This is a genomic window from Trinickia violacea (assembly GCF_005280735.1).
GTDB lineage: Bacteria > Pseudomonadota > Gammaproteobacteria > Burkholderiales > Burkholderiaceae > Trinickia_A > Trinickia_A violacea.
This window is the reverse complement of the sequence record NZ_CP040077.1, coordinates 447,870-467,602: the sequence shown is the minus strand read 5'-3', so window position 1 is coordinate 467,602 and position 19,733 is coordinate 447,870. Positions and strand designations below refer to the sequence as shown.

The 19,733-nt window shown below is 65.3% G+C and carries 19 protein-coding genes; 10 read left to right on the top strand and 9 right to left on the bottom strand.

The genetic code is table 11. From position 1 onward, the window contains the following. Window positions 1-36: 36 nt before the first annotated feature. Window positions 37-915: an ABC transporter ATP-binding protein gene (locus tag FAZ95_RS01975; RefSeq protein WP_137330902.1), complete on the bottom strand. Its 879-nt coding sequence runs from the start codon at window positions 913-915 to the stop codon at window positions 37-39. Then, a complete protein-coding gene (locus FAZ95_RS01970) occupies window positions 912-2,045 on the bottom strand; it encodes an MlaE family ABC transporter permease (protein WP_137330901.1) in 1,134 nt (377 codons plus the stop codon). Before FAZ95_RS01970 ends, FAZ95_RS01975 begins: the two co-directional genes overlap by 4 nt. Window positions 2,046-2,140: 95 nt before the next feature. Between FAZ95_RS01970 and FAZ95_RS01965 the strand changes: the two genes are divergently transcribed. The 3 genes from FAZ95_RS01965 (at window position 2,141) to FAZ95_RS01955 (ending at window position 4,239) form a co-directional block, all read left to right on the top strand. Beyond that, complete coding sequence (locus FAZ95_RS01965) at window positions 2,141-3,070, top strand: biotin--[acetyl-CoA-carboxylase] ligase (protein WP_137330900.1); 930 nt, start codon at window positions 2,141-2,143, stop codon at window positions 3,068-3,070. After that, entirely contained in the window at window positions 3,071-3,877 is an 807-nt protein-coding gene (locus tag FAZ95_RS01960; RefSeq protein ID WP_137330899.1) for a type III pantothenate kinase, read from the top strand. A gap of 122 nt (window positions 3,878-3,999) precedes the next feature. Continuing rightward, entirely contained in the window at window positions 4,000-4,239 is a 240-nt protein-coding gene (locus tag FAZ95_RS01955) for a hypothetical protein (protein WP_137330898.1), read from the top strand. Window positions 4,240-4,243: 4 nt separating this feature from the next. On the opposite strand, the gene rfaE2 is transcribed toward FAZ95_RS01955, so the two are convergent. The 7 genes from rfaE2 to FAZ95_RS01920 form a co-directional block, all read right to left on the bottom strand. Then, window positions 4,244-4,729, bottom strand: a complete 486-nt coding sequence (gene rfaE2, locus FAZ95_RS01950) for a D-glycero-beta-D-manno-heptose 1-phosphate adenylyltransferase (RefSeq protein WP_137330897.1) — start codon at window positions 4,727-4,729, stop codon at window positions 4,244-4,246. 172 nt (window positions 4,730-4,901) lie between these two features. Next, a complete protein-coding gene (locus FAZ95_RS01945; RefSeq protein ID WP_137330896.1) occupies window positions 4,902-5,777 on the bottom strand; it encodes a ferritin family protein in 876 nt (291 codons plus the stop codon). 513 nt (window positions 5,778-6,290) lie between these two features. Continuing rightward, window positions 6,291-7,481, bottom strand: coding sequence for a patatin-like phospholipase family protein (locus tag FAZ95_RS01940; protein ID WP_137330895.1), 1,191 nt, complete (start codon window positions 7,479-7,481; stop codon window positions 6,291-6,293). 54 nt (window positions 7,482-7,535) lie between these two features. Next, window positions 7,536-8,357: a PhaM family polyhydroxyalkanoate granule multifunctional regulatory protein gene (locus FAZ95_RS01935; protein ID WP_137330894.1), complete on the bottom strand. Its 822-nt coding sequence runs from the start codon at window positions 8,355-8,357 to the stop codon at window positions 7,536-7,538. A 95-nt stretch (window positions 8,358-8,452) separates the two neighbouring features. After that, window positions 8,453-9,280, bottom strand: coding sequence for an enoyl-CoA hydratase/isomerase family protein (locus tag FAZ95_RS01930; protein WP_137330893.1), 828 nt, complete (start codon window positions 9,278-9,280; stop codon window positions 8,453-8,455). Between the two features lie 77 nt (window positions 9,281-9,357). Beyond that, window positions 9,358-10,539: an ABC transporter substrate-binding protein gene (locus tag FAZ95_RS01925; protein WP_137330892.1), complete on the bottom strand. Its 1,182-nt coding sequence runs from the start codon at window positions 10,537-10,539 to the stop codon at window positions 9,358-9,360. Window positions 10,540-10,586: 47 nt separating this feature from the next. Continuing rightward, window positions 10,587-11,579 (bottom strand): fumarylacetoacetate hydrolase family protein, encoded by a 993-nt coding sequence (locus tag FAZ95_RS01920; protein WP_137330891.1) that lies wholly within the window; start codon window positions 11,577-11,579, stop codon window positions 10,587-10,589. A 170-nt stretch (window positions 11,580-11,749) separates the two neighbouring features. Here FAZ95_RS01920 and FAZ95_RS01915 point away from each other — a divergent pair, with 170 nt between their 5' ends. The 7 genes from FAZ95_RS01915 (at window position 11,750) to FAZ95_RS01890 (ending at window position 19,617) form a co-directional block, all read left to right on the top strand. Beyond that, complete coding sequence (locus FAZ95_RS01915; protein ID WP_137330890.1) at window positions 11,750-12,661, top strand: IclR family transcriptional regulator; 912 nt, start codon at window positions 11,750-11,752, stop codon at window positions 12,659-12,661. A gap of 71 nt (window positions 12,662-12,732) precedes the next feature. Next, window positions 12,733-13,965, top strand: coding sequence for a DUF3108 domain-containing protein (locus FAZ95_RS01910; RefSeq protein ID WP_137330889.1), 1,233 nt, complete (start codon window positions 12,733-12,735; stop codon window positions 13,963-13,965). 243 nt (window positions 13,966-14,208) lie between these two features. Further along, window positions 14,209-14,466, top strand: coding sequence for a BTH_I0359 family protein (locus FAZ95_RS01905; protein ID WP_137330888.1), 258 nt, complete (start codon window positions 14,209-14,211; stop codon window positions 14,464-14,466). Window positions 14,467-14,682: 216 nt separating this feature from the next. Further along, on the top strand, window positions 14,683-15,750 hold the full coding sequence (locus FAZ95_RS39845) for a homocysteine S-methyltransferase family protein (protein ID WP_254699786.1): 1,068 nt from the start codon (window positions 14,683-14,685) through the stop codon (window positions 15,748-15,750). An 81-nt stretch (window positions 15,751-15,831) separates the two neighbouring features. Beyond that, window positions 15,832-18,549, top strand: coding sequence for a methionine synthase (metH, locus tag FAZ95_RS01900; protein WP_254699785.1), 2,718 nt, complete (start codon window positions 15,832-15,834; stop codon window positions 18,547-18,549). 193 nt (window positions 18,550-18,742) lie between these two features. Beyond that, on the top strand, window positions 18,743-18,946 hold the full coding sequence (locus FAZ95_RS01895) for an acid-shock protein (RefSeq protein ID WP_137330887.1): 204 nt from the start codon (window positions 18,743-18,745) through the stop codon (window positions 18,944-18,946). A 227-nt stretch (window positions 18,947-19,173) separates the two neighbouring features. Continuing rightward, window positions 19,174-19,617, top strand: coding sequence for a hypothetical protein (locus FAZ95_RS01890; protein ID WP_137330886.1), 444 nt, complete (start codon window positions 19,174-19,176; stop codon window positions 19,615-19,617). The last annotated feature ends 116 nt before the right edge of the window (window positions 19,618-19,733 follow it).

Sequence of the window (19,733 nt, the reverse complement as noted above, 5' to 3'; positions counted from 1 at the left end):
GGCGGCTTCGCGGTCAGCCAAGCGCGGCGCGGCGGCTCACAGCGGCACTTCCGCCGACGCCGGCTCGAGCGCCGCCGGCGGCAGCTTCGCGCGGCGCTCGGGAGGCAGCGCTTGCAGCGCCCGGCGGCCGCGCAGGCCGAGAAAGTATTCCTTGATGAACGGATGATCGACGTTGGCCGCCTCTTCGACCGGCGCCGCCACGAGCACCTTGCGATCCGCGATCACGGCAACCCGGCTCGACAGCGCGACCATCGTGTCGAGATCGTGCGTGACCATCACGACGGTGAGACCGAGCGCGCGATGCAGCGTCGCGATCAGCTCGACGAATTCATCCGAGGCGCGCGGATCGAGCCCCGCGGTCGGCTCGTCGAGAAACAGCAGCTCGGGTTCGAGCGCGAGCGCACGCGCGATGCCCGCGCGCTTGACCATGCCGCCCGAGAGCGCGGCCGGCATCTTCGACGCATGCTTGCACGGCAGGCCGACCATCTCGAGCTTGAGCATGACGATGTCGCGCAGCAGCCCGGCGGGCACCTTGCCGAGCTCGCGAATCGGCTGCGCGATGTTGTCGAACACCGTGAGCGACGAGAACAGCGCGCCCTGCTGAAACAGCATGCCGGAGCGGCTGCGCATCACGTGCGCTTCCTCCGGGTCGATCTTCGAGATGTCTTCGCCGAACACCTTGATCGTGCCGGAGGTCGGACTCTCGAGGCCGAGGATCTGGCGCACGAGCGTCGTCTTGCCCGACCCCGAGCCGCCGACGATCGACACGATCTCGCCGCGCCGCACGTCGAAATTGAGGTTCTCGTGAATGATGTTGCGGCCGTAGCGCTTGGTCAGATCGCTCACCTCGATCACCGGCTCGGCGATACAAGGCGGCGGCTGGTTGCGAACGGCGGGTGCGAGCGGTGCGGTCATCCGAGCCCCACGTTCTGAAAGAGGATCGCGAACACGGCGTCCGCGAGGATCACGACCGTGATCGAGGTGACGACCGAGGTTGTCGTGCCCTCGCCCAAGCTCTGCGAGTTCGCCTTGATCCGGAAACCGAAATGACACGCGACGATCGCGATCAGCATGCCGAACGCGACGCCCTTGCCGAGCCCGATCCACAGGTTCGCGATCGGCACCACGCCCGGCAGCGCACGCGCGAAATACGACATGTCGATGCCGAGCACGAGCTTCGCGGCGAGCGCGCCGCCCGCGAGCGCGACGATGTTGGTCCACATGACGAGGAGCGGCATCGCCACGCCGAGCGCGATCACGCGCGGCAGGATGATGCGCAGACCATGCGGGATGCCCATCACGCGCATCGCGTCGAGCTCTTCGGTGACGCGCATCACGCCGATCTGCGCGGTGATCGCCGAGCCCGAACGGCCCGCGACGAGAATCGCCGAGAGCACCGGCCCGAGCTCGCGAATCACCGACAGCCCGAGGATGTTGACGATGTACTGGTTCGCGCCGAACAGGCGCAGCTGCTGCGCGGACAAGTACGAGAGCACGATGCCGATCAGGAACGCGACGAGCGCGGTGATCGGCAGCGCCTGCGTACCGGTGCTGTAGATGTTCGCTGAGATCTCGGTCCACGGCATGGTCTTCGGCTTCTTGACCACCGAGATCACGTCGAGCACGACGCGGCCGAACAGCGCGACACCGCCTTGCAAATGCTCGAAGAACGCGAAGATCGAAAGGCCCAGGCCCGTGATGGGATCGGTGTGCTCGACCGGCTCCGCCTCCTCGCGCTGGCTGTCGAGCAAGGCGATGCGATCGAAGATGTCGCGCTGCGTATCGGTGAGTTCGATGCGCTCGGGGAGCTGGCGTCCCCACACGCTCCACAGCGCCTGACCGCCCACGTGATCCATCCGCTCGATCGCCGACAAGTCCCATTGGCCGCGTCCCGGATCGCGTTGCGCGCGCAGGCGCGCCATGGCGCCCTTGGCGCGGTCGCGATCGCGCGCGAGCGCCAGCGCCGTCCACTGCCCGGACAGCCGGATGATCTTGCCCGCAGTGCCGCTATCGACGCGCAGGCCAGGTGGGGTATCGAAGTTCAAGGATTCGGCATCGATGCAAATAGGGACAGCGGCCATTGTAGCGAAGCCGCTGTGCTTGGGCCGTCAGGTCGCACCCTGTGGCTACAATACGCCTCATGAATGACACCCACTCCCTTTTTGCTTCGAGCGGCGCGTCCGCCGGAACCAGCGGCGCCTGGCGCATCGACCGTGAACGCGCCGCCGAGCGCTTCGTCCCCGCCGTGCACAACTGGACGATCGAGATCGTCGACGAAACCGGTTCGACCAATGCCGACTTGATGGCGGAATTGAAAAGCCTGTCGCGCGACGCGTTGGCACTTCGCTCGCCCGCCGTGCGCGTCGCGTATCGCCAGACCGCCGGCCGCGGACGCCAAGGACGCCCGTGGTTCGGCGAGCCGGGCAACGCACTCATGCTTTCGCTCGGTTGCGTGCTGCCACAGCCGCTCGAAGGGCTCGCGGGATTGAGCCTTGCCGTCGGGACCGCGCTCGTCGAGGGCTTGCGCACGCTCCCGCTCGAGGGCGACGGCAATGGTGAGACAAAGGTCGCGCTGAAGTGGCCGAACGATATCTTGCTCGACGGCGGCAAGCTCGCAGGCATCCTGATCGAAACCGCGTGGAGCACGCCCGGCGCGAGCGCCGTCGTGATCGGCGCGGGCATCAACGTGCAAGGCGCCGAAGCGCTCGCCGCGCAAGTCGATGCGCTGCAATCCGGTGTAGCGGCGCAGGCGCGCGCGACGCAGCCCGCGGCGCTCTCGCAAGCGTGGCCCGGCGCGAATCTCACCGATACGTTCGTCGCCGCGCTCAACGCGCTCGATGGTGCGCTCGCGCAATTTTCGTCAGAAGGATTCGCGCCTTTTGCCGAACGCTGGTCCGCGTATCACGCGTACGCGGGACGCGAAGTCGTGCTGCTCGAACAGGGCGCCGAAGTGGCGCGCGGCATCGCGCTCGGCGTCGACGCACTGGGCCAGCTCCTGCTCGACACCGCCGACGGCGTGCGGCCGATCGCAACGGGCGACGTCTCGCTGCGTCTCGCGGAGAACGCCTAGATGCGCGGCGCACCGTTCCTGCTGATCGACGCGGGCAACAGCCGGGTCAAGTGGGCGCTCGCCGATGCGAGCGGCGCGCTGACGCAAAGCGGCGTGTTTGCCCACGAGCCGGCCTCCGCCGAAGCGGCGCTTGCCGACGAGCCCGCGTGGTCCTCGCTGCCGGCGCCCGGCAGCGCGTGGATCTCGAACGTGGCCGGCGACGCCGTCGCCGCGCGGCTCGCGGCGCTGATCGACCAGCATTGGCCCGGCCTGCCGCGCACGACGATCCGCTCGGCCCAAGCGCAATGCGGTGTCACGAACAGCTACGCCGAGCCCGAGCGGCTCGGCAGCGACCGCTGGGCCGGGATGATCGGCGCACGCGCGGCGTTTCCGGGCGAACCGCTGCTGATCGCGACGCTCGGCACGGCGACGACGCTCGAAGCCTTGCGCGCCGACGGCCTGTTCGCGGGCGGATTGATCGCGCCGGGCTGGTCGCTGATGATGCATTCGCTCGGCCAGCACACGGCGCAGTTGCCGACCCTCTCGGCTCAATCGGCACGCGGCCTGATCGACGGCAAAAGCGAGCGCGACTGGTTCGCGACGGACACGCCGCATGCGTTGTCGGCGGGGTGCCTGCTCGCGCAGGCGGGGTTGATCGAACGCGCGTGGCGCGAATTGAGCGAGGCGTGGAGCACGCCCGTGCGGCTCGTGCTGGGCGGTGGCGCGGCCGATGAAATCGCGCTCGCGCTTGCGATTCCGCATACGCGGCATGACGGTCTCGTGCTGTCCGGGCTCGCGCTGATCGCGGCGGCAGGCGATGATGTGTGAGTCCGCGCGTGACCGTTTCGGCTTCGCGCGTAATGTGGCAAGCGCGGTGACAAGCGTGGCTCGGCATACGGCGCCGGGCCGATGAACGTCTCACTTACTTGAACTTGACGGAGAGCCCCACGATGTTGCGCTGGCTGATCGCCATTCTCGTTCTCGCCAATCTGCTCGCGTTCGTGCTCGCGAGCGGCTTGCTCGGCGCCTTGCCCGCCTCCGGCGAGCGCGAGCCGAGCCATCTGAACCGGCAAATTCATCCCGACTGGCTGACGGTGACGCCGGTCGCCTCAGCTGATGCGACGGATCAGGCCGTCGTCGGCGGCCCGACCCCGCTCGCGCCGATTCAGGCGTCGACGCTCACGCAATAAGCAGCTAGTTGCCAGACGTCCGCACCTTCTTGAGCAGGGCGGTCGTCGAGCGCTCGTGCTCGAACGGAATCGCGAGCGCCTTGCCGCCCCAGCCGCGCACGAGCACCGATTCCGGCAGCGCGTCCATGTCGTAGTCGCCGCCCTTCACGAGCACGTCGGGGTGCACCGCCTCGATCAACTCGATCGGGGTCTTCTCGTCGAATCGCACCACCCAGTCGACGCTTTCCAGCGCCGCAAGCAGCGCCATGCGGTCGTCCTGCTGGTTGATGGGACGATCGTCGCCCTTGCCGAGCATCCGCACCGACGCATCGCTGTTCACGCCGACGATCAGACACGCGCCGAGCGCCTTGGCGTCCGCCAGGTAGGTGACGTGCCCGCGATGCAGGATGTCGAAAACGCCGTTCGTGAAGACGACGGGCCCCTTGAGCGTCGGGCGAAGCTGGACGAGCGCTTCACGCGTGACGAGCTTGCGTTCGAAAGTGGCTGGCATGGTGTAAGCGCGAAAGCGTTAATCCGGTCGACTCACTGTGGGCCTGAAGTAAGCGCTAAAGCGCCAACTTCAGGCAACCACAGCGTGGGACCGGAGTAAGTGCTGAAGCACTAACTCCGGTCGACAAAAAAAGCCCGCCGGATTGCGCCGGCGGGCTTTTTACTCTGAAACCTCAAGCGGGCTGCTGTTGAGCCGAACCTTGTTCGGTCTGCAGACGCGCCACGACTTCCTTGCGATAGCGGTTCAGTTCCTGCGCCGTCGTGAACGTGCGCTCGAACAAGAGCGACATGTTGTGCAGAATGCGCTCGACCACCTTCTTCTCCCAGCCGTCGTCGAAGCGGATCTGCTCGTCGAGCCAGCGCTCGAGCCACTCGGGATCGGGCAGGCGCGATTGGATCGTGTCGCGCGGGAACAGCGACTGGTTCACGTGCAGATTCGTGGGGTGCAGCGGCTTTTCGGTGCGGCGCGCCGACGCCATCAGCACGCCGATCTTCGCGAACGCCGCGCGCGCGACGTCGCCGAAATTGCCCATCGCCTTCTTCATGTAGCGCAGGTACGCGCCGCCATGACGCGCTTCATCGCGCGAAATCGTTTCGTAGATGTGCTTGATGACCGGCTCGGTGTGCCATTCGGCGGCACGGCGATACCAGTGATTGAGGCGGATTTCGCCGCAGAAGTGCAGCATCAGCGTTTCGAGCGGCGGCGCCGGATCGAATTCGAAGCGCACCGCGTGAAGTTCCGCTTCGGTCGGCACCATCTCGGGCTTGAAGCGGCGCAGGTACTCCATCAGCACGAGCGAATGCTTCTGCTCTTCGAAGAACCACACGCTCATGAACGCCGAAAAATCGCTGTCGTGATGATTGTCGCGCAGGAACATTTCCGTTGCGGGCAGCGCGGACCACTCGGTGATCGCGTTCATCTTGATCGTCGCCGCCTGCTCGTCGGTCAACAGCGACGCGTCGAACTTGTCCCAGGGAATGTCTTTCTCCATGTCCCATCGGACGGACTCGAGCGATTTGTAAAGTTCCGGATAAAGCATGGTGTTCATCGTCCCACCCCTGATCTGTCGATCCGGAGTTAGCGCTTTGGCGCTTACTCCGGTCCCATGCAGCGCAACAACATTGCGACGCCTGTTCTTAACTCTTAACTGTTGCTGCAAACGTGGCAATCCACCCGCCATTGCAGCCAAGATTTCAATTTTACGCGGTAATTGAGCCGTCGGACGCATGTCGTCCGAAGAAGCCTCCGCGACTCTTTGCCCCGTTGCAGGAAGCGGACACTTCGAGCAGACGGGCACAAATCACGGTGCGGAATGCCTTGTACCTGTGATAGCGCCGGCTTTGCGTGGCCGGCTGCATATTGTGGGAGCCAAGCGGCGACCGTTGAACGGCGGCGCGACAGGCTGCCTGGACCAGTTGCCGTAAGCGGCCCTGCCGGAAGAGTTGTTGTCAATGCACGACAGCGGGCCGAGAGCTTTCATAATAATAGCACGCCGGCCTTGCGCCAAAAGGCGCTCGGCCGTGCCGGGCGCGCTTGTCGCTCGTGATTTCCAGCCGCAAAGTCAGTACTCCCTTGGACCGCCGCCGTTGCCGCCCGCGTGCTCCGCCGTCTCGATCCATTGCGCCAGCGGGTCGCGGCTCGCGAGCGTATCCCGGTAGCCGAGCTCGATCAGCTCGCGCGCGAACTCGGCCTCGAACAGCAGATAGCTCGCAAACGCCGCGCCCGCCGCGCGATTGCCGCCGACCGCGCCCAACAGGCCGCGCACCGTCAGCGGCAGGCGCTTCAAGTGGCGCGCCGCGATCACTTCGATGCGCTCGGATGGCGCGATCGCCAAGACGTCGACGTGACGCCAGCCGCTTTCCGGCTCCACCTGATGCGGCAGATGCCGGACCATGCCGTTGATGTGCTCGATCCGCTCGATATCGGCGCCGATCGAGTCGAGGAAGACGCTCGCCAGCACCTGCTGTCCAATCTGCGCGAGCGACGGGTAGCCGCTTTCGACACCGGCCGCCGCCGGCACCTCGGGACGCGGCGCGGCCGCGCCGAGCACGACGATGCGGTCCGCGCCGAAGTGGATCGCCGGGGAAAGCGGCGCGATCTGGCGAATCGAGCCGTCGCCGAAGAATTCGGTCTGGCCGTCGAGCTCGAGCGGCACCGCCGGGAAAATGAACGGAATCGCCGATGACGCGAGCAAATGCGCCGAATCGAGCGCGACCATCCGCGCGGTGCGCTGCGCGCGCCGCCACGCGTGAATCGGCTCGTCCGCTTGGTAGAAGGTCAGATGCCGGCCGGTCGAATAGCTGAGCGCCGTGATCGACAGCGCATGCAACGCGCGCGTGTCGAGCATCTGCTCGATGCGATGGAAGCTGAGCGCGCCGCGCAGCAGATGCGCGAGCGGCGCGTTGTCGAAGAGCGCGCGCGGCGAGCGGCGCACGGCCCAGCCGAAGCTCATCGCGGCCAGCCAGCGCGCGCCGGCGGCGGCGACGCCCGGCCAGTCGGTCCGATACACGTGGCGCGCGCGGATAGTCGACCAGAACTCGATCAGGCGATCGGCGCCATGCTGGAAATCGTCGGCGTGACTTGCGATGGACGTCGCGTTGATCGCGCCCGCCGACGTGCCGCAGATGATGGTGAAAGGCGTCGCGCGGCGCGCCGGATCGACGCCGCGGGCGATTTCGGCGAGCGCCTTGAGCGCCCCGACCTGATAAGCGGCGCGGGCGCCGCCGCCCATCAGGACGAGCGCGAGCCGCACGATTCGACAATCGAAAGGCTGGCGCCGGCTCCGATCACGTGGCCCCCGCCGTGCTTATTTGTCCTCGGGCGGCGTGCCCGCCGCCTTGGCGCCGGACTTGGGCGCGGCGCGCTTCGCCGCCGGCCGCTTGGCCGCCGCCGGCTTGGCGGCCTCGCCCGCCGTTTTGTCCGTGGCCGCCTTTGCGGCAGCTTGCGCTTCCTCTTCGGCATCCTTGGCGAATTCGGCCACGTCCGACGCCTCCGCGTGCTCGGCCCCCGGCGCCGCGCCCGGCTGCGCCATCGCGAACTGCGCGAGCTGGTTGAACTGCGTTTGCAGCAGATTCCACCAGCCGGACGGATCGAACGGCGCCGCACCCGGGGCACCCGATGCGCCCTCGGCGGCGGGCTCTTCCTTGGGCGCCTCCGCGTTGCTCGCCGTCGCGTCGGGCTGCGCATTCGGCGCCGCCGCGGACGACCGCGCCCACGACGCCGTCTCCGCCGCCTTCGCAGCAGCCCCTTGCGCTTCCTGAGCCGCCTGCGCCATCGACGCCTGCGCGAACGAGCCAAACGCGCGCAGCGTCGCGAGCGTGGCGCGCTGCACCTCGAGCGCCTGGATCGCCGATTGCAGCATGTTCAGATTGAGCTTGAGCCACTGCTCGACCGCGCGCATATCGGTGATGCGCTTGTCGAGCTCCTCGACGCTCATGAGCGGGGACATCATGTCCGACACCGCGGACAGCGACGGCGAAAACCCCTGAGCGGCGCCGGGCTGCATGCCCGGAAACGCGGAGCCGAACGGCGTGAGACGCATCATGTCCCACATCTTGTCGAGCATTTCGGCAGGCGGAAAACCCGGGAAACCCGGAAAGGGCGGCATGGCGCCGGCGTTGTCGGTCATGTGCATCTCTCCCTGTGGACTCATTCAAGTGACTCAATCGATCATACCTTGCGCAAGCGGCACGCCGCCGGCAACCGCGCTTCGCGCCGGAGCGGTCAGAACGGATCGCCGCCCGGAAAATCCGGCGCGCGGCGCTCGCGCAGCGAACTCACGCCTTCGTGCACGTCCGGCCCCGAAAAGCCCATGAATTCGAGCGCGAGCGACGTATCGAACGACGGCCCCGCCATGCGCAGCCAGTTGTTCAACGCGTACTTGGTCCAGCGGATCGCGGTCTGCGAGCCGTTCGCGAGCTTGGTCGCGACTTCGAACGCCTTCGGCAGCAGATCGTTGTCGTCGACCGCGAGCGAGACGAGCCCGATGCGCTCCGCTTCCTCGCCGCTCACGGGCTCGCACAGCATCAGGTAGTACTTCGCCTTCGCCATGCCGCACAACAGCGGCCAGACGATCGCGGCATGATCGCCGGCCGCGACACCCAGGCGCGTATGGCCGTCGATGATGCGCGCGCTCTTTGCCGCGATCGAAATGTCCGCGAGCAACCCGGCGACGAGCCCCGCGCCGACCGCCGGTCCATGCATCGCCGACACGATCGGCTTGCCGCAATTGATCACGTTGTAGACGAGGTCGCGCGCCTCGCGCCAGACGCGCGCGCGCACCTCGAAATGCGTCGCCATCTGCTCGACGAGGTGCAGATCGCCGCCCGCCGAAAAGCCCTTGCCCTCGCCGCGGATCACGGCGACGCGCGTCTCGGGATCGCGGTCGACGTCGCGCCAGATCTCGGCGAGCTCGCGGTGCATCTGCTCGTCGGCGGTGGCGAGGTTGCTCTTGTTCGCGCCCTCGCCGCTCATCACGATTTCGAGGATGCCGTGCGGATGCCGGCGCAGGCGCAATGACTTGTAGTGGGCATAGAAGGGAGCGTCGTTCATGGCCGTGTCCTTCGGGTCGCTGCGACCGGGTGTCGATGCATGCATGGTAGGCGTTAATCGAATGTCGAGAGCGGCGCTCACCGCGCCTGGTACGCCCACTTGCCGTTGACGATCTCCACCATCACGCGGGCGCGTTGGTCGAGCCCGAGGTGATCGGTCGCGCTCATGTTGACGACGCCGTTCGTGTCGGCGAGCCCGTGCGTCGCTTCGAGCGCGTCGCGCAGCGCGTGGCGGAACGCCGGCGTGCCGGGCGCGCCGCTCTTCAGCGCAACCGGTATCGCGTTGGCGAGCAGCATCCCCGCGTCCCACGTATACGCGCCAAACGCCGACACGCTGCCCGCGCCATGCTGCGCTTCGAAACGCGCGACGTAATCGAGCGCGATGCGCTTCGAAGGATGGTCGCCGGGAAGTTGCGCGGCGACGAGCACGGGGCTCGCGGGCAGGAACGTGCCGTTGCAGTCGGCGCCGCACACGCGCAGGAAGTCGTTATTGCCGACGCCGTGGTTGTGATAGATCGTCCCCTTGTAGCCGCGCTGGACGAGCGTCTTCGGCGGCAGCGCGGCAGGCGTGCCGGCCGCGCCGACCACGACCGCGCCGGGCTTCGCCGCCATGATCTTGAGCACCTGGCCGGTCACGCTCGGATCGGTGCGGTTGAAGCGCTCGTTCGCGACGATCTCGATGTGATGGATCTGCGCGAACTTCGCGACTTCGGCGTAGAACGTCTCGCCGAGCGCGTCGGCCTGGCCGATGTAGGCGATCGTCTTCACGCCATGGTTGCTCGCGTGCTCGGCGATCGCCGAGGCCATCATCGCGTCGGTTTGCGGCGTCTTGAACATCCAGTGGCGTTTGGCGTCCACGGGCTCGATGATCTTCGCCGACGAGGCGAGCGAGATCGCGGGCGTCTCGCCGCTCGCCACGGTGTCGAGCATCGCGAGCGAGTTGGGCGTCGTCGACGAGCCGATGATCGCGTCGACGTGCTGCTCGGAGATCAGCTTTTGCGTGTCCTGCACGGCTTGCGTCGTGTCCGACGCATCGTCGAGCACGATGTATTCGATTTTCTGCCCGGCGATTTCGCGAGGCAGCATCAGCGCCGTATCGCGCGCGGGAATGCCGAGCGATGCAGCGGGCCCCGTCAGCGACAGCACCAGGCCGATCTTGACTTGAGCGAGCGCCAGCGCCGGCGCCAACATCGCGGCAGCGGCCGCGCATCCAATGGCCAAGCGCGGAAGGCCAAGTGCTACAGAGGGAAATCGCTGCATCCCAGTCTCCTATTTCATCGTTGTTATTACGTGGAATTGCGTGGAATTCAGCCCGCGCCGTCCAGCGGCGCGACCGACTGCTCGATCGAACCGAAGATCGACTTGCCCGCCTCGTCGAACATCTCGATCCTCACCGTGTCGCCGTACTTCATGAATTCGGTCTGCGCCGCGCCGTGCTCGATCGTCTCGAGACAGCGCTTCTCGGCGATGCAACAGTAGCCGCGCTTTGCGTCCTGGTTCGAAACCGTGCCCGAGCCGACGATCGCCCCGGCACGCAGGTTGCGCGTCTTCGCCGCGTGCGCGATCAGTTGGCCGAAGTGGAAGACCATGTCGACGCCCGCCTCGGGCTGGCCGACTTTCTTGTCGTTCCAGTGGACGATCATCGGACGATGCACGCGCCCTTCGCGCCAGTGCTCGCCGAGTTCGTCAGGCGTCACGGCGACCGGCGAGAACGACGTCGCCGGCTTGCTTTGGAAGAAACCGAAGCCTTTCGCGAGCTCGGCCGGGATCAGGTTGCGCAGCGATACGTCGTTGACGAGCATCAGGAGCCGCACGCCCTTTAGCGCCTGCTCGGGCGTCGCGCCCATCGGCACATCGGACGTGATCACCGCGACTTCCGCCTCGAAATCGATGCCGAATGCCTCCGATGCGCAGACGATGTCGTCCTTCGGGCCGATGAAGTCATCGCTGCCGCCCTGGTACATCAGCGGATCGGTCCAGAACTCGGGCGGCATCTCGGCGCCGCGTGCGCGCCGCACGAGCTCGACGTGGTTCACGTAGGCGGAGCCGTCGGCCCACTGGAACGCGCGCGGCAGCGGCGCCATGCAATCCTTCGCGTCGAACGAGAACGTGTTGCGCGCGCGGCCCTGGTTCAGCGCGTCGTACAGATCCTGGAGCTGCGGCGCGTAGAACGGCCAGTCGTCGAGCGCGCGCTGCAGCGTCGGCGCGATCGCGTCGGCAATGGCGGCAGTGCGCAAGTCGCGGGAGACGACGATCAGTTGGCCGTCGCGCGAGCCGTCCTTCAGCGTGGCAAGTTTCATAGGAGGATTGGGGCGGTTGTAGTGACGATAGAGGGAATCTATTTTACGATGGTGAATCCATGGGGCCAAAGCTGCTCCGGCATTTCGTACGATCTTCGTCCGACGCTCGCCTGACACGCTATCGACCCCAGCCCTGCCCCGCACCACTTCCGCGCCTGCGCGCCTCGCTCATGTCCGCCTCCACCCGCCTCGGCACCGCCAAAGCCACGCTCGACCCATCCTCCGCAGCCGATCCGGCCGACGACGATCTCGTCGACTCGGCTGACTCGGCCGACTCGACGGACGAAAGCGCCGAAGAAAAAGTCCGCTCGGGGATTCAATCGATCGAAGTCGGCTTTCGTCTGCTCGACGTGCTCACCCGCGAGCCGCGCGCGATGATGCTGCGCGACCTCGCGCAGCGCGCGGGAATGAGTCCTGCGAAGGCGCACCGGTATCTGGTGAGCTTCCAGCGGCTCGGCGCGGTCGCGCAAGATCCCGTGTCCGGGCGCTATGAACTCGGCGGCTTCGCGCTGCAGATGGGGCTTGCGCGTCTTGCGCGCGTCGACGGCGTGAAGCTCGCGCGCCTCGCGCTCGCCGACCTTCGCGATCGGCTCGACCAGACCCTGGGCATCGCGGTGTGGGGCAACCAGGGGCCGACCGTCGTGCACTGGACCGAGTCGAGCCATCCGGCCAAGGCGTCGCTGAAGCTCGGCGATGTGATGCCGCTGCTCGGTTCCGCGACCGGTCTCCTCTTCGCTGCGTATTTGCCGCGCAGCAAAACCGACGCGATGATCGAGCGCGAGCTCGCGGATTCGCGGCACACGGCGTACGGCAACGGGCCGCGCACGGCCGAGGAGCTCGAGCGCGCACTGACCGAAGTGCGGGAACATGAAGGCGCACGCGTCGAAGGCATGCTGCTGCCGACAATCCACGCGTTCTGCGTGCCGGTGTTCGATGCCGAAGGCGACCTCGCGCTCGGACTGATCGCGCTTGGACACGAAGGCGTGTTCGATATCCGCTGGGAAGGCGAAATCGCCGTCGAGCTGCACGCCTGCGCGAAAAAACTGTCCTATGAACTCGGGTATAGTCCGACGCCACGGTAGCCGCTAACGCGTTGCTGCGCGGCTTCCAGCACTGACGCTTCGATCGATTTCAGTAAAAACTGCCGGTTTCCATGTCGTCCACTCTCACCAAGCCCAATACCGTCGCTGCGCGCGAGCCTCGCGTGCCGTCGCCGCGCGGCTGGCGCTGGGCCGCGGTGCTGGTCGCGGTGCTCGCGATGCACTGGGTCGCGGGCGAGTGGTTCGAGCATCATCGCGACACGTTCAACTCGACGGACGAGGCCCATGCCCCGGTTCAAGTCGCACTGCTGACACCGCAGCGCATCGAGCGCAAACCCGCGAGCGAGGCGCCGCGTCCGGCGCCAGCCGCGCACGCGAGCAAACCGCGCTCAGCGGGCGAGCATGGGCTGAGCGCGATCCATCCGGACGCAACGCCGAAAGCCACAACGACAGCAGTAGCGTCGGATGCCACGGCGGCAAGCGCTCCCGCCACGGCAACGGCCGCCGCCACAACGGCCGCCAGCGGCACCGCCGCCGGCAACGCCCACCCAAGCAACGCTGTCGCCGCGCAGCCGAGCCCGGGTCTCAAGTTCTCCGTCCCGCCATCGGGTGACCTGAACTACGACACTTTCTACAACGGCGTGCAAAATCAACCGGGCACGATCCACTGGTCGAGCGACGGCCAGAGTTACGAGATGGTGGTCGCGGTGCCGCTGCCGTTCGTCGGCACGTTCTCGTATTCGAGCCACGGCCGCATCGACGCCTTCGGTCTCGCCCCCGAGCAATACATCGAAAAACGCGGACGCCGTCCCGAAGACGTCACGATCTTCAATCACACGACGAAACAAATCGCCTTCACAAAGACGCCGGCCACGCTCGCGCTCCCCGACGGCGCGCAGGACCGCTTCAGCCTCGTGATGCAGCTCGCGAGCCTCGTGCGCGGCGCCCCGAACACGTATCAGCCAGGCGTCACCCGCCAGTTCTACGTGGCGGACAACGACAGCGGACAGATCTGGCCGATCGAAACGATCGGAGACGAGACGGTCCACACCCGCGGCGGCTTCGTCGCCGCCCGCCACTTCATGCGCCTGCCGCGCCAGGACGGTGACAAGCGGCGAATCGACGTGTGGCTCGCGCCGTCGCTCGGCTGGCTGCCGGTGCGCATCCTGCAAACGGAACCGAACGGCACGCAGTTCGAGCTGCTGTGGCGCGGCAAGCTCGCCGAACCGGGCGCCGCCGGCACGCAAGATGCGCAAGATACGCAAGGCACGGATGATGCGAACAGTACGGTCAGCCCGGGAACTTTCGCGAACAGCGGCGTGGTCTTCACCCACGAGAAGCCTTGATCGAGCACGCGCCGTTCTCGGCCGATCGTTGAGCAGCAAGCGGCGAGAGCCAACTCGGTAGCCAACTCAGGCCGCCCGAGTTCTTTTGAGACGCCGCACGAACGATTCGCGCAACCCCGGTCTAACTTCCAGGCCCGGAAAAATTTGCAAAGTCATGCCGGGCCCACCCCTTGAAATTCCACACTACCTGCTCCATGTAGGCGGCAGAAAGGCCAGGAGCCAACCGGAATAAGGAGTGTCGCCATGCAAATGATCTACAACAGCCCGAACTACTGCGTCGTCGAATTTCCGCCGCAGGACGGCCATCTCGCAATGCGGGCGGGTGGCTATGAGATCGTCGACAAGAACGCGCAGCGTGAAATTTTTATCGAAGGCGCAATGGCCGCTCGCTTTCGCGAGCATGTCCAACGTTTGATCGAGGAAGAGCCCTCGCTCGATGAGGTCGATGAGTTTCTGGGGCAGTTCGACAGTCTGATGAACCAGCCGGTGGTGCTCCACTAAGGTGCATCGCCAAGGTACGTCGCGCACGTACCTCACAATCAGGCGGCCAAGCATGGCGGCCGCAACCGAAACCCCGTTCGTTGTCGAACGGGGTTTTTCTTTTCTAAGCGTCCGCCCCCGAGGGCGCAACCACGGCGCCCCCTCGCCAGCCGGCGCCGCTCGCAACCGCTACAATGTCAAACTTCCCGAACATGCCGGCGCAAGCCCTCGTTTGACATGAACCAGCCCGCCTCCACCGCTGCCGCTCCTCGCGCGACACACTACACGCGCGGCGCGGCGCTGCCCGCGCTGCTCGAATCGCGCATCCTGATTCTCGACGGCGCAATGGGCACGATGATCCAGCGCTACAAGCTCGACGAAGCCCGCTATCGCGGCGAGCGCTTCAAGGACTATGGACGCGACATCAAGGGCAACAACGAACTGCTGTCGCTCACGCAGCCGCAGATCATCCGCGAGATTCACGAGCAGTATCTCGCGGCGGGCGCGGACATCATCGAGACCAACACCTTCGGCGCGACCACGGTCGCTCAGGCCGACTACGGGATGGAATCGCTCGCGGTCGAAATGAACGTCGAGTCCGCGAAGCTCGCGCGCGCCGCGTGCGACAAATACGCGACGCCCGACAAACCCCGCTTCGTCGCGGGCGCGATCGGACCGACGCCGAAGACGGCGAGCATCTCGCCCGACGTCAACGATCCCGGCGCGCGCAACGTCACCTTCGACGAATTGCGTGCGGCGTATTACGAGCAGGCGAAGGCGCTGCTCGACGGCGGCGCCGACTTGTTCCTCGTCGAAACGATCTTCGACACGCTGAACGCCAAGGCCGCACTGTTCGCCTTGGACGAGCTCTTCGAAGACACCGGCGAGCGCCTGCCGATCATGATCTCGGGCACCGTCACCGATGCCTCGGGCCGCATTCTGTCGGGGCAGACGGTCGAGGCGTTCTGGAATTCGCTGCGTCATGCGAAGCCGCTCACGTTCGGCCTGAACTGCGCGCTCGGCGCAGCGCTGATGCGCCCGTACATCGCCGAATTGTCGAAGCTCTGCGATGCGTATGTGTCGTGCTATCCGAACGCGGGCTTGCCGAATCCGATGAGCGACACGGGCTTCGATGAAACGCCCGACGTCACCTCCGGCTTGCTCAAGGAATTCGCGCAGGCGGGCCTCGTGAACATCGCGGGCGGCTGCTGCGGCACGACGCCGGACCACATCGCGGCCATCGCCAAAGCACTCGCCGAAGTGAAGCCGCGCAAGTGGCCGAGCCAGTATCGCGACGCGGCCTGAACGTCGTTCACGCCGCCTGAACGCGAGCCCGAAACGAAATCGTCCCGCGCCACACGAAACCTCTTTAAAAACGCACTCGCCATGACCGATCACACGATGCGCCTGTCCGGCCTCGAGCCGTTCAACGTCACTTCCGGAACGCTCTTCATCAACGTCGGCGAACGCACGAACGTGACCGGCTCGAAGGCATTCGCGCGCATGATCCTCAACGGCCAGTTCGACGAGGCGCTCGCCGTCGCGCGCCAGCAGGTCGAGAACGGCGCGCAGGTCATCGACGTCAACATGGACGAAGCGATGCTCGATTCGAAAGCGGCGATGGTGCGCTTCATGAATCTGATCGCATCGGAGCCGGACATCGCGCGCGTGCCGATCATGATCGACTCGTCGAAGTGGGAAGTGATCGAAGCGGGCTTGAAGTGCGTGCAGGGCAAGGCGATCGTCAATTCGATCTCGCTGAAGGAAGGCGAAGCGGCGTTCCGGCACCACGCGAACCTGATTCGCCGCTATGGCGCCGCGGCCGTCGTGATGGCGTTCGACGAGCAAGGCCAGGCCGACACCTTCGCGCGCAAGACCCAGATCTGCAAGCGCTCCTACGACTTCCTCGTCAACGAAGTGGGCTTCCCGCCCGAAGACATCATCTTCGATCCGAACATCTTCGCGGTCGCGACCGGCATCGAAGAGCACAACAACTATGCGGTCGACTTCATCGAAGCGACGCGCTGGATCAAGCAGAACCTGCCGTATGCCAAGGTGAGCGGCGGGGTGTCGAACGTGTCGTTCTCGTTTCGCGGCAACGACCCGGTGCGCGAAGCGATCCACACCGTGTTCCTCTACTACGCGATCCAGGCGGGGATGGACATGGGCATCGTCAACGCGGGCCAGCTCGGCGTGTATGCGGATCTCGATCCCGAGCTGCGCGAGCGCGTCGAGGACGTGATCCTCAATCGCCGCGACGACGCCACTGACCGCCTGCTGGAGATCGCCGACAAGTTCAAGACCGGCGCCGCGAAGAAAGAAGAGAACCTCGAGTGGCGCAACCAGCCCGTCGAGAAGCGTCTCGCGCATGCGCTCGTGCACGGCATCACGAACTTCATCGTCGACGATACCGAGGAAGTGCGCGCGAAGATCGCAGCGGAAGGCGGACGCCCGATCAACGTGATCGAAGGCCCGCTGATGGACGGCATGAACATCGTCGGCGACCTGTTTGGGCAGGGCAAGATGTTCCTGCCGCAGGTCGTGAAGTCGGCGCGCGTGATGAAGCAAGCGGTTGCGCACCTGATCCCGTTCATCGAGGAAGAGAAGCGGCAGCTCGCGGCAGCGGGCGGCGACGTGCGTGCCAAAGGCAAGATCGTCATCGCCACCGTGAAGGGCGACGTGCACGACATCGGCAAGAATATCGTGTCGGTCGTGCTCCAGTGCAACAACTTCGAAGTGGTCAACATGGGCGTGATGGTCCCGTGCAACGAGATCCTCGCGAAAGCGAAGGTCGAAGGTGCGGACATCATCGGCCTCTCCGGCCTCATTACGCCGAGCCTCGAGGAAATGGCCTACGTCGCCGCTGAAATGCAGCGCGACGACTACTTCCGCGTCAAGAAGATTCCGCTCTTGATCGGCGGCGCCACGACCTCGCGCGTCCATACCGCCGTCAAGATCGCGCCGAACTACGAAGGCCCTGTGGTGTATGTGCCGGATGCATCGCGTTCGGTGTCGGTCGCGTCGAGCCTGCTGTCCGACCAAGGCGCCGCGAAGTATCTCGACGAGCTCAAGGCCGACTACGATCGCATTCGCCATCAGCACGCGAACAAGAAGGCGCAGCCGATGGTGACGCTGGCCGAGGCGCGCGCGAACAAGACGAAGATCGATTGGGCGGGATACCAGCCGGTCAAGCCGAAGTTCATCGGCCGCCGCTTGTTCAAGAACTATGATCTGAACGAGCTCGCGAACTACATCGATTGGGGTCCGTTCTTCCAGACCTGGGACTTGGCCGGCCCCTACCCGGCGATCCTGAACGACGAGATCGTCGGCGAATCGGCGCGGCGCGTGTTCTCCGACGCGAAGTCGATGCTCGCGCGGCTGATCCAGGGCCGCTGGCTCACCGCGAACGGCGTGATCGCGCTCTTGCCGGCGAACACCGTCAACGATGACGACATCGAGATCTACACCGACGAGACCCGCTCCCAAGTCGCGCTCACGTGGCGCAATCTGCGCCAGCAGAGCGTGCGTCCGGTGGTGGACGGCGTGATGCGGCCGAACCGGTCGCTCGCCGACTTCATCGCGCCGAAGGAATCGGGCGTCGCCGACTACATCGGCATGTTCGCGGTGACGGCAGGCATCGGCGTCGACGTGAAGGAAAAGCAGTTCGAAGCCGATCACGACGACTACAGCGCGATCATGCTCAAGGCGCTCGCCGACCGTTTCGCCGAAGCCTTCGCCGAGGCGATGCACGCGCGCGTGCGGCGCGACCTGTGGGGCTACGCGGCCGGCGAAACGCTCGACAACGACGCCCTGATCGCAGAAAAGTACGCCGGCATCCGCCCGGCGCCGGGCTACCCGGCGTGCCCCGATCACCTCGTGAAGCGCGACATGTTCGCCGCGCTGCAGGCCGAGGAGATCGGCATGAGCGTGACCGAATCGCTCGCGATGCTGCCGGCGGCGAGCGTGTCGGGCTTCTACATGGCGCATCCGGACAGCACGTATTTCTCGGTGGGCAAGATCGGCCGCGACCAGCTCGACGACTTCGCGCAGCGGATGTCGCTGTCGACGACCGACGCCGAGCGTGCCCTGGCGCCTTTGCTGTAAGGCTCGGCGGGCGGGCCCATGCCCGCCAAAAAGGCCATGGCTATAGGCCGACGGCGGGTTTTTGTTATTACAAAGATTTTCGGTGAGCTTTTTTTCACCTTTCTAAACTAGCGGACGGTAGCACCTCAAGCCGGGTACGCCGCCGCGTCGCGCGTCCCCCGGCCTTTCCTTCAATCGTTGCGGAGAAAATCGTATGAAGAAGCTGACGTTGCTGTGTGTTGCGCTGTCGCTGGTGGGGGGATCGTCGGTCGTTTGGGCTCAGGGCGGAGCGTCCGAAGCGAGCGCGACGAGCTCCTACTCGGCCCCGAAGGAAGAGCATCACAAGAAGCCGAAGAAGGCGAAGCAGAAAAAAGGCGCCAGCTCGGAGACAGCGGCACCGGCAGGCGCCAGTCAGTAAAGGCAATGGGTGCGCTGCGGCGATTCGAAGTATCGCCCAGGTGTCGAAGACGAAAGAGCCCGCTTAGCGGGCTCTTTCTCATTTGGCATAAAAACACGTGAATCAGGCCAAACCCAGGCTCCATTTAGGCAATATCTTATAGACCTACGCTACGCACCAAAAATATCCTTCGCACTTGTCCCTTCAGCATGCCTGAATTCCACTTCAAATAGATTAGGGAAAATGCGATGAACTACCTTGGCGAAAGATTGATGATTTGTCGGGCAGTTCCATTTAAAACGAGAGTTGCAGCGAACACACGTGCCGCTTCCCAACCCGAAGGGCGCCCAACGGAAGCTGGAGGAACTCTCGGCAAAACGTTGGCGGTGGCTTGTTCTACCTCACAACTGCGCATCATACGTCGAAGAAATCTTTCGCGCAGGCGGTTCCAAGTACAGCAACCTGTTGAATTGCCCAATTACGCGGTGGGAATAATGCTGATCTTGCTAGCAGCCACGCTCGTTGGTTTTCTTGCTTTTCTCTACGCAGGCGTCTTTATTCTCGGATCATTATTTCCCGACCTTTCCTATGAAGCCGCACTACCGTATCTATTAGGCGGCGCTTTATTGGGAAGCGTTTTTTTCGGGTGGATCGCAAAACGCTTTTGCCGTGGAAAAACGCATTTGAAATAGCGCTTCACTCAGGCAAATCAGGCGTCGAAAAAGATAGAACCCGCTTGCAGCGGGCTCGTTCTCATTCAGTCACGGCACCTGCCGCCGGTCATTCGGCCGAAGGCGGGCAGACGTTC

Coding starts and splice junctions, on each gene's coding strand:
- FAZ95_RS01975 (WP_137330902.1), bottom strand. CDS start 915: ATGACCGCACCGCTCGCACCCGCCGTTCGCAACCAGCCGCCGCCTTGT.
- FAZ95_RS01965 (WP_137330900.1), top strand. CDS start 2,141: ATGAATGACACCCACTCCCTTTTTGCTTCGAGCGGCGCGTCCGCCGGA.
- FAZ95_RS01960 (WP_137330899.1), top strand. CDS start 3,071: ATGCGCGGCGCACCGTTCCTGCTGATCGACGCGGGCAACAGCCGGGTC.
- FAZ95_RS01955 (WP_137330898.1), top strand. CDS start 4,000: ATGTTGCGCTGGCTGATCGCCATTCTCGTTCTCGCCAATCTGCTCGCG.
- rfaE2 (WP_137330897.1), bottom strand. CDS start 4,729: ATGCCAGCCACTTTCGAACGCAAGCTCGTCACGCGTGAAGCGCTCGTC.
- FAZ95_RS01945 (WP_137330896.1), bottom strand. CDS start 5,777: ATGAACACCATGCTTTATCCGGAACTTTACAAATCGCTCGAGTCCGTC.
- FAZ95_RS01935 (WP_137330894.1), bottom strand. CDS start 8,357: ATGACCGACAACGCCGGCGCCATGCCGCCCTTTCCGGGTTTCCCGGGT.
- FAZ95_RS01930 (WP_137330893.1), bottom strand. CDS start 9,280: ATGAACGACGCTCCCTTCTATGCCCACTACAAGTCATTGCGCCTGCGC.
- FAZ95_RS01925 (WP_137330892.1), bottom strand. CDS start 10,539: ATGCAGCGATTTCCCTCTGTAGCACTTGGCCTTCCGCGCTTGGCCATT.
- FAZ95_RS01920 (WP_137330891.1), bottom strand. CDS start 11,579: ATGAAACTTGCCACGCTGAAGGACGGCTCGCGCGACGGCCAACTGATC.
- FAZ95_RS01915 (WP_137330890.1), top strand. CDS start 11,750: ATGTCCGCCTCCACCCGCCTCGGCACCGCCAAAGCCACGCTCGACCCA.
- FAZ95_RS01910 (WP_137330889.1), top strand. CDS start 12,733: ATGTCGTCCACTCTCACCAAGCCCAATACCGTCGCTGCGCGCGAGCCT.
- FAZ95_RS01905 (WP_137330888.1), top strand. CDS start 14,209: ATGCAAATGATCTACAACAGCCCGAACTACTGCGTCGTCGAATTTCCG.
- FAZ95_RS39845 (WP_254699786.1), top strand. CDS start 14,683: ATGAACCAGCCCGCCTCCACCGCTGCCGCTCCTCGCGCGACACACTAC.
- metH (WP_254699785.1), top strand. CDS start 15,832: ATGACCGATCACACGATGCGCCTGTCCGGCCTCGAGCCGTTCAACGTC.
- FAZ95_RS01895 (WP_137330887.1), top strand. CDS start 18,743: ATGAAGAAGCTGACGTTGCTGTGTGTTGCGCTGTCGCTGGTGGGGGGA.
- FAZ95_RS01890 (WP_137330886.1), top strand. CDS start 19,174: ATGAACTACCTTGGCGAAAGATTGATGATTTGTCGGGCAGTTCCATTT.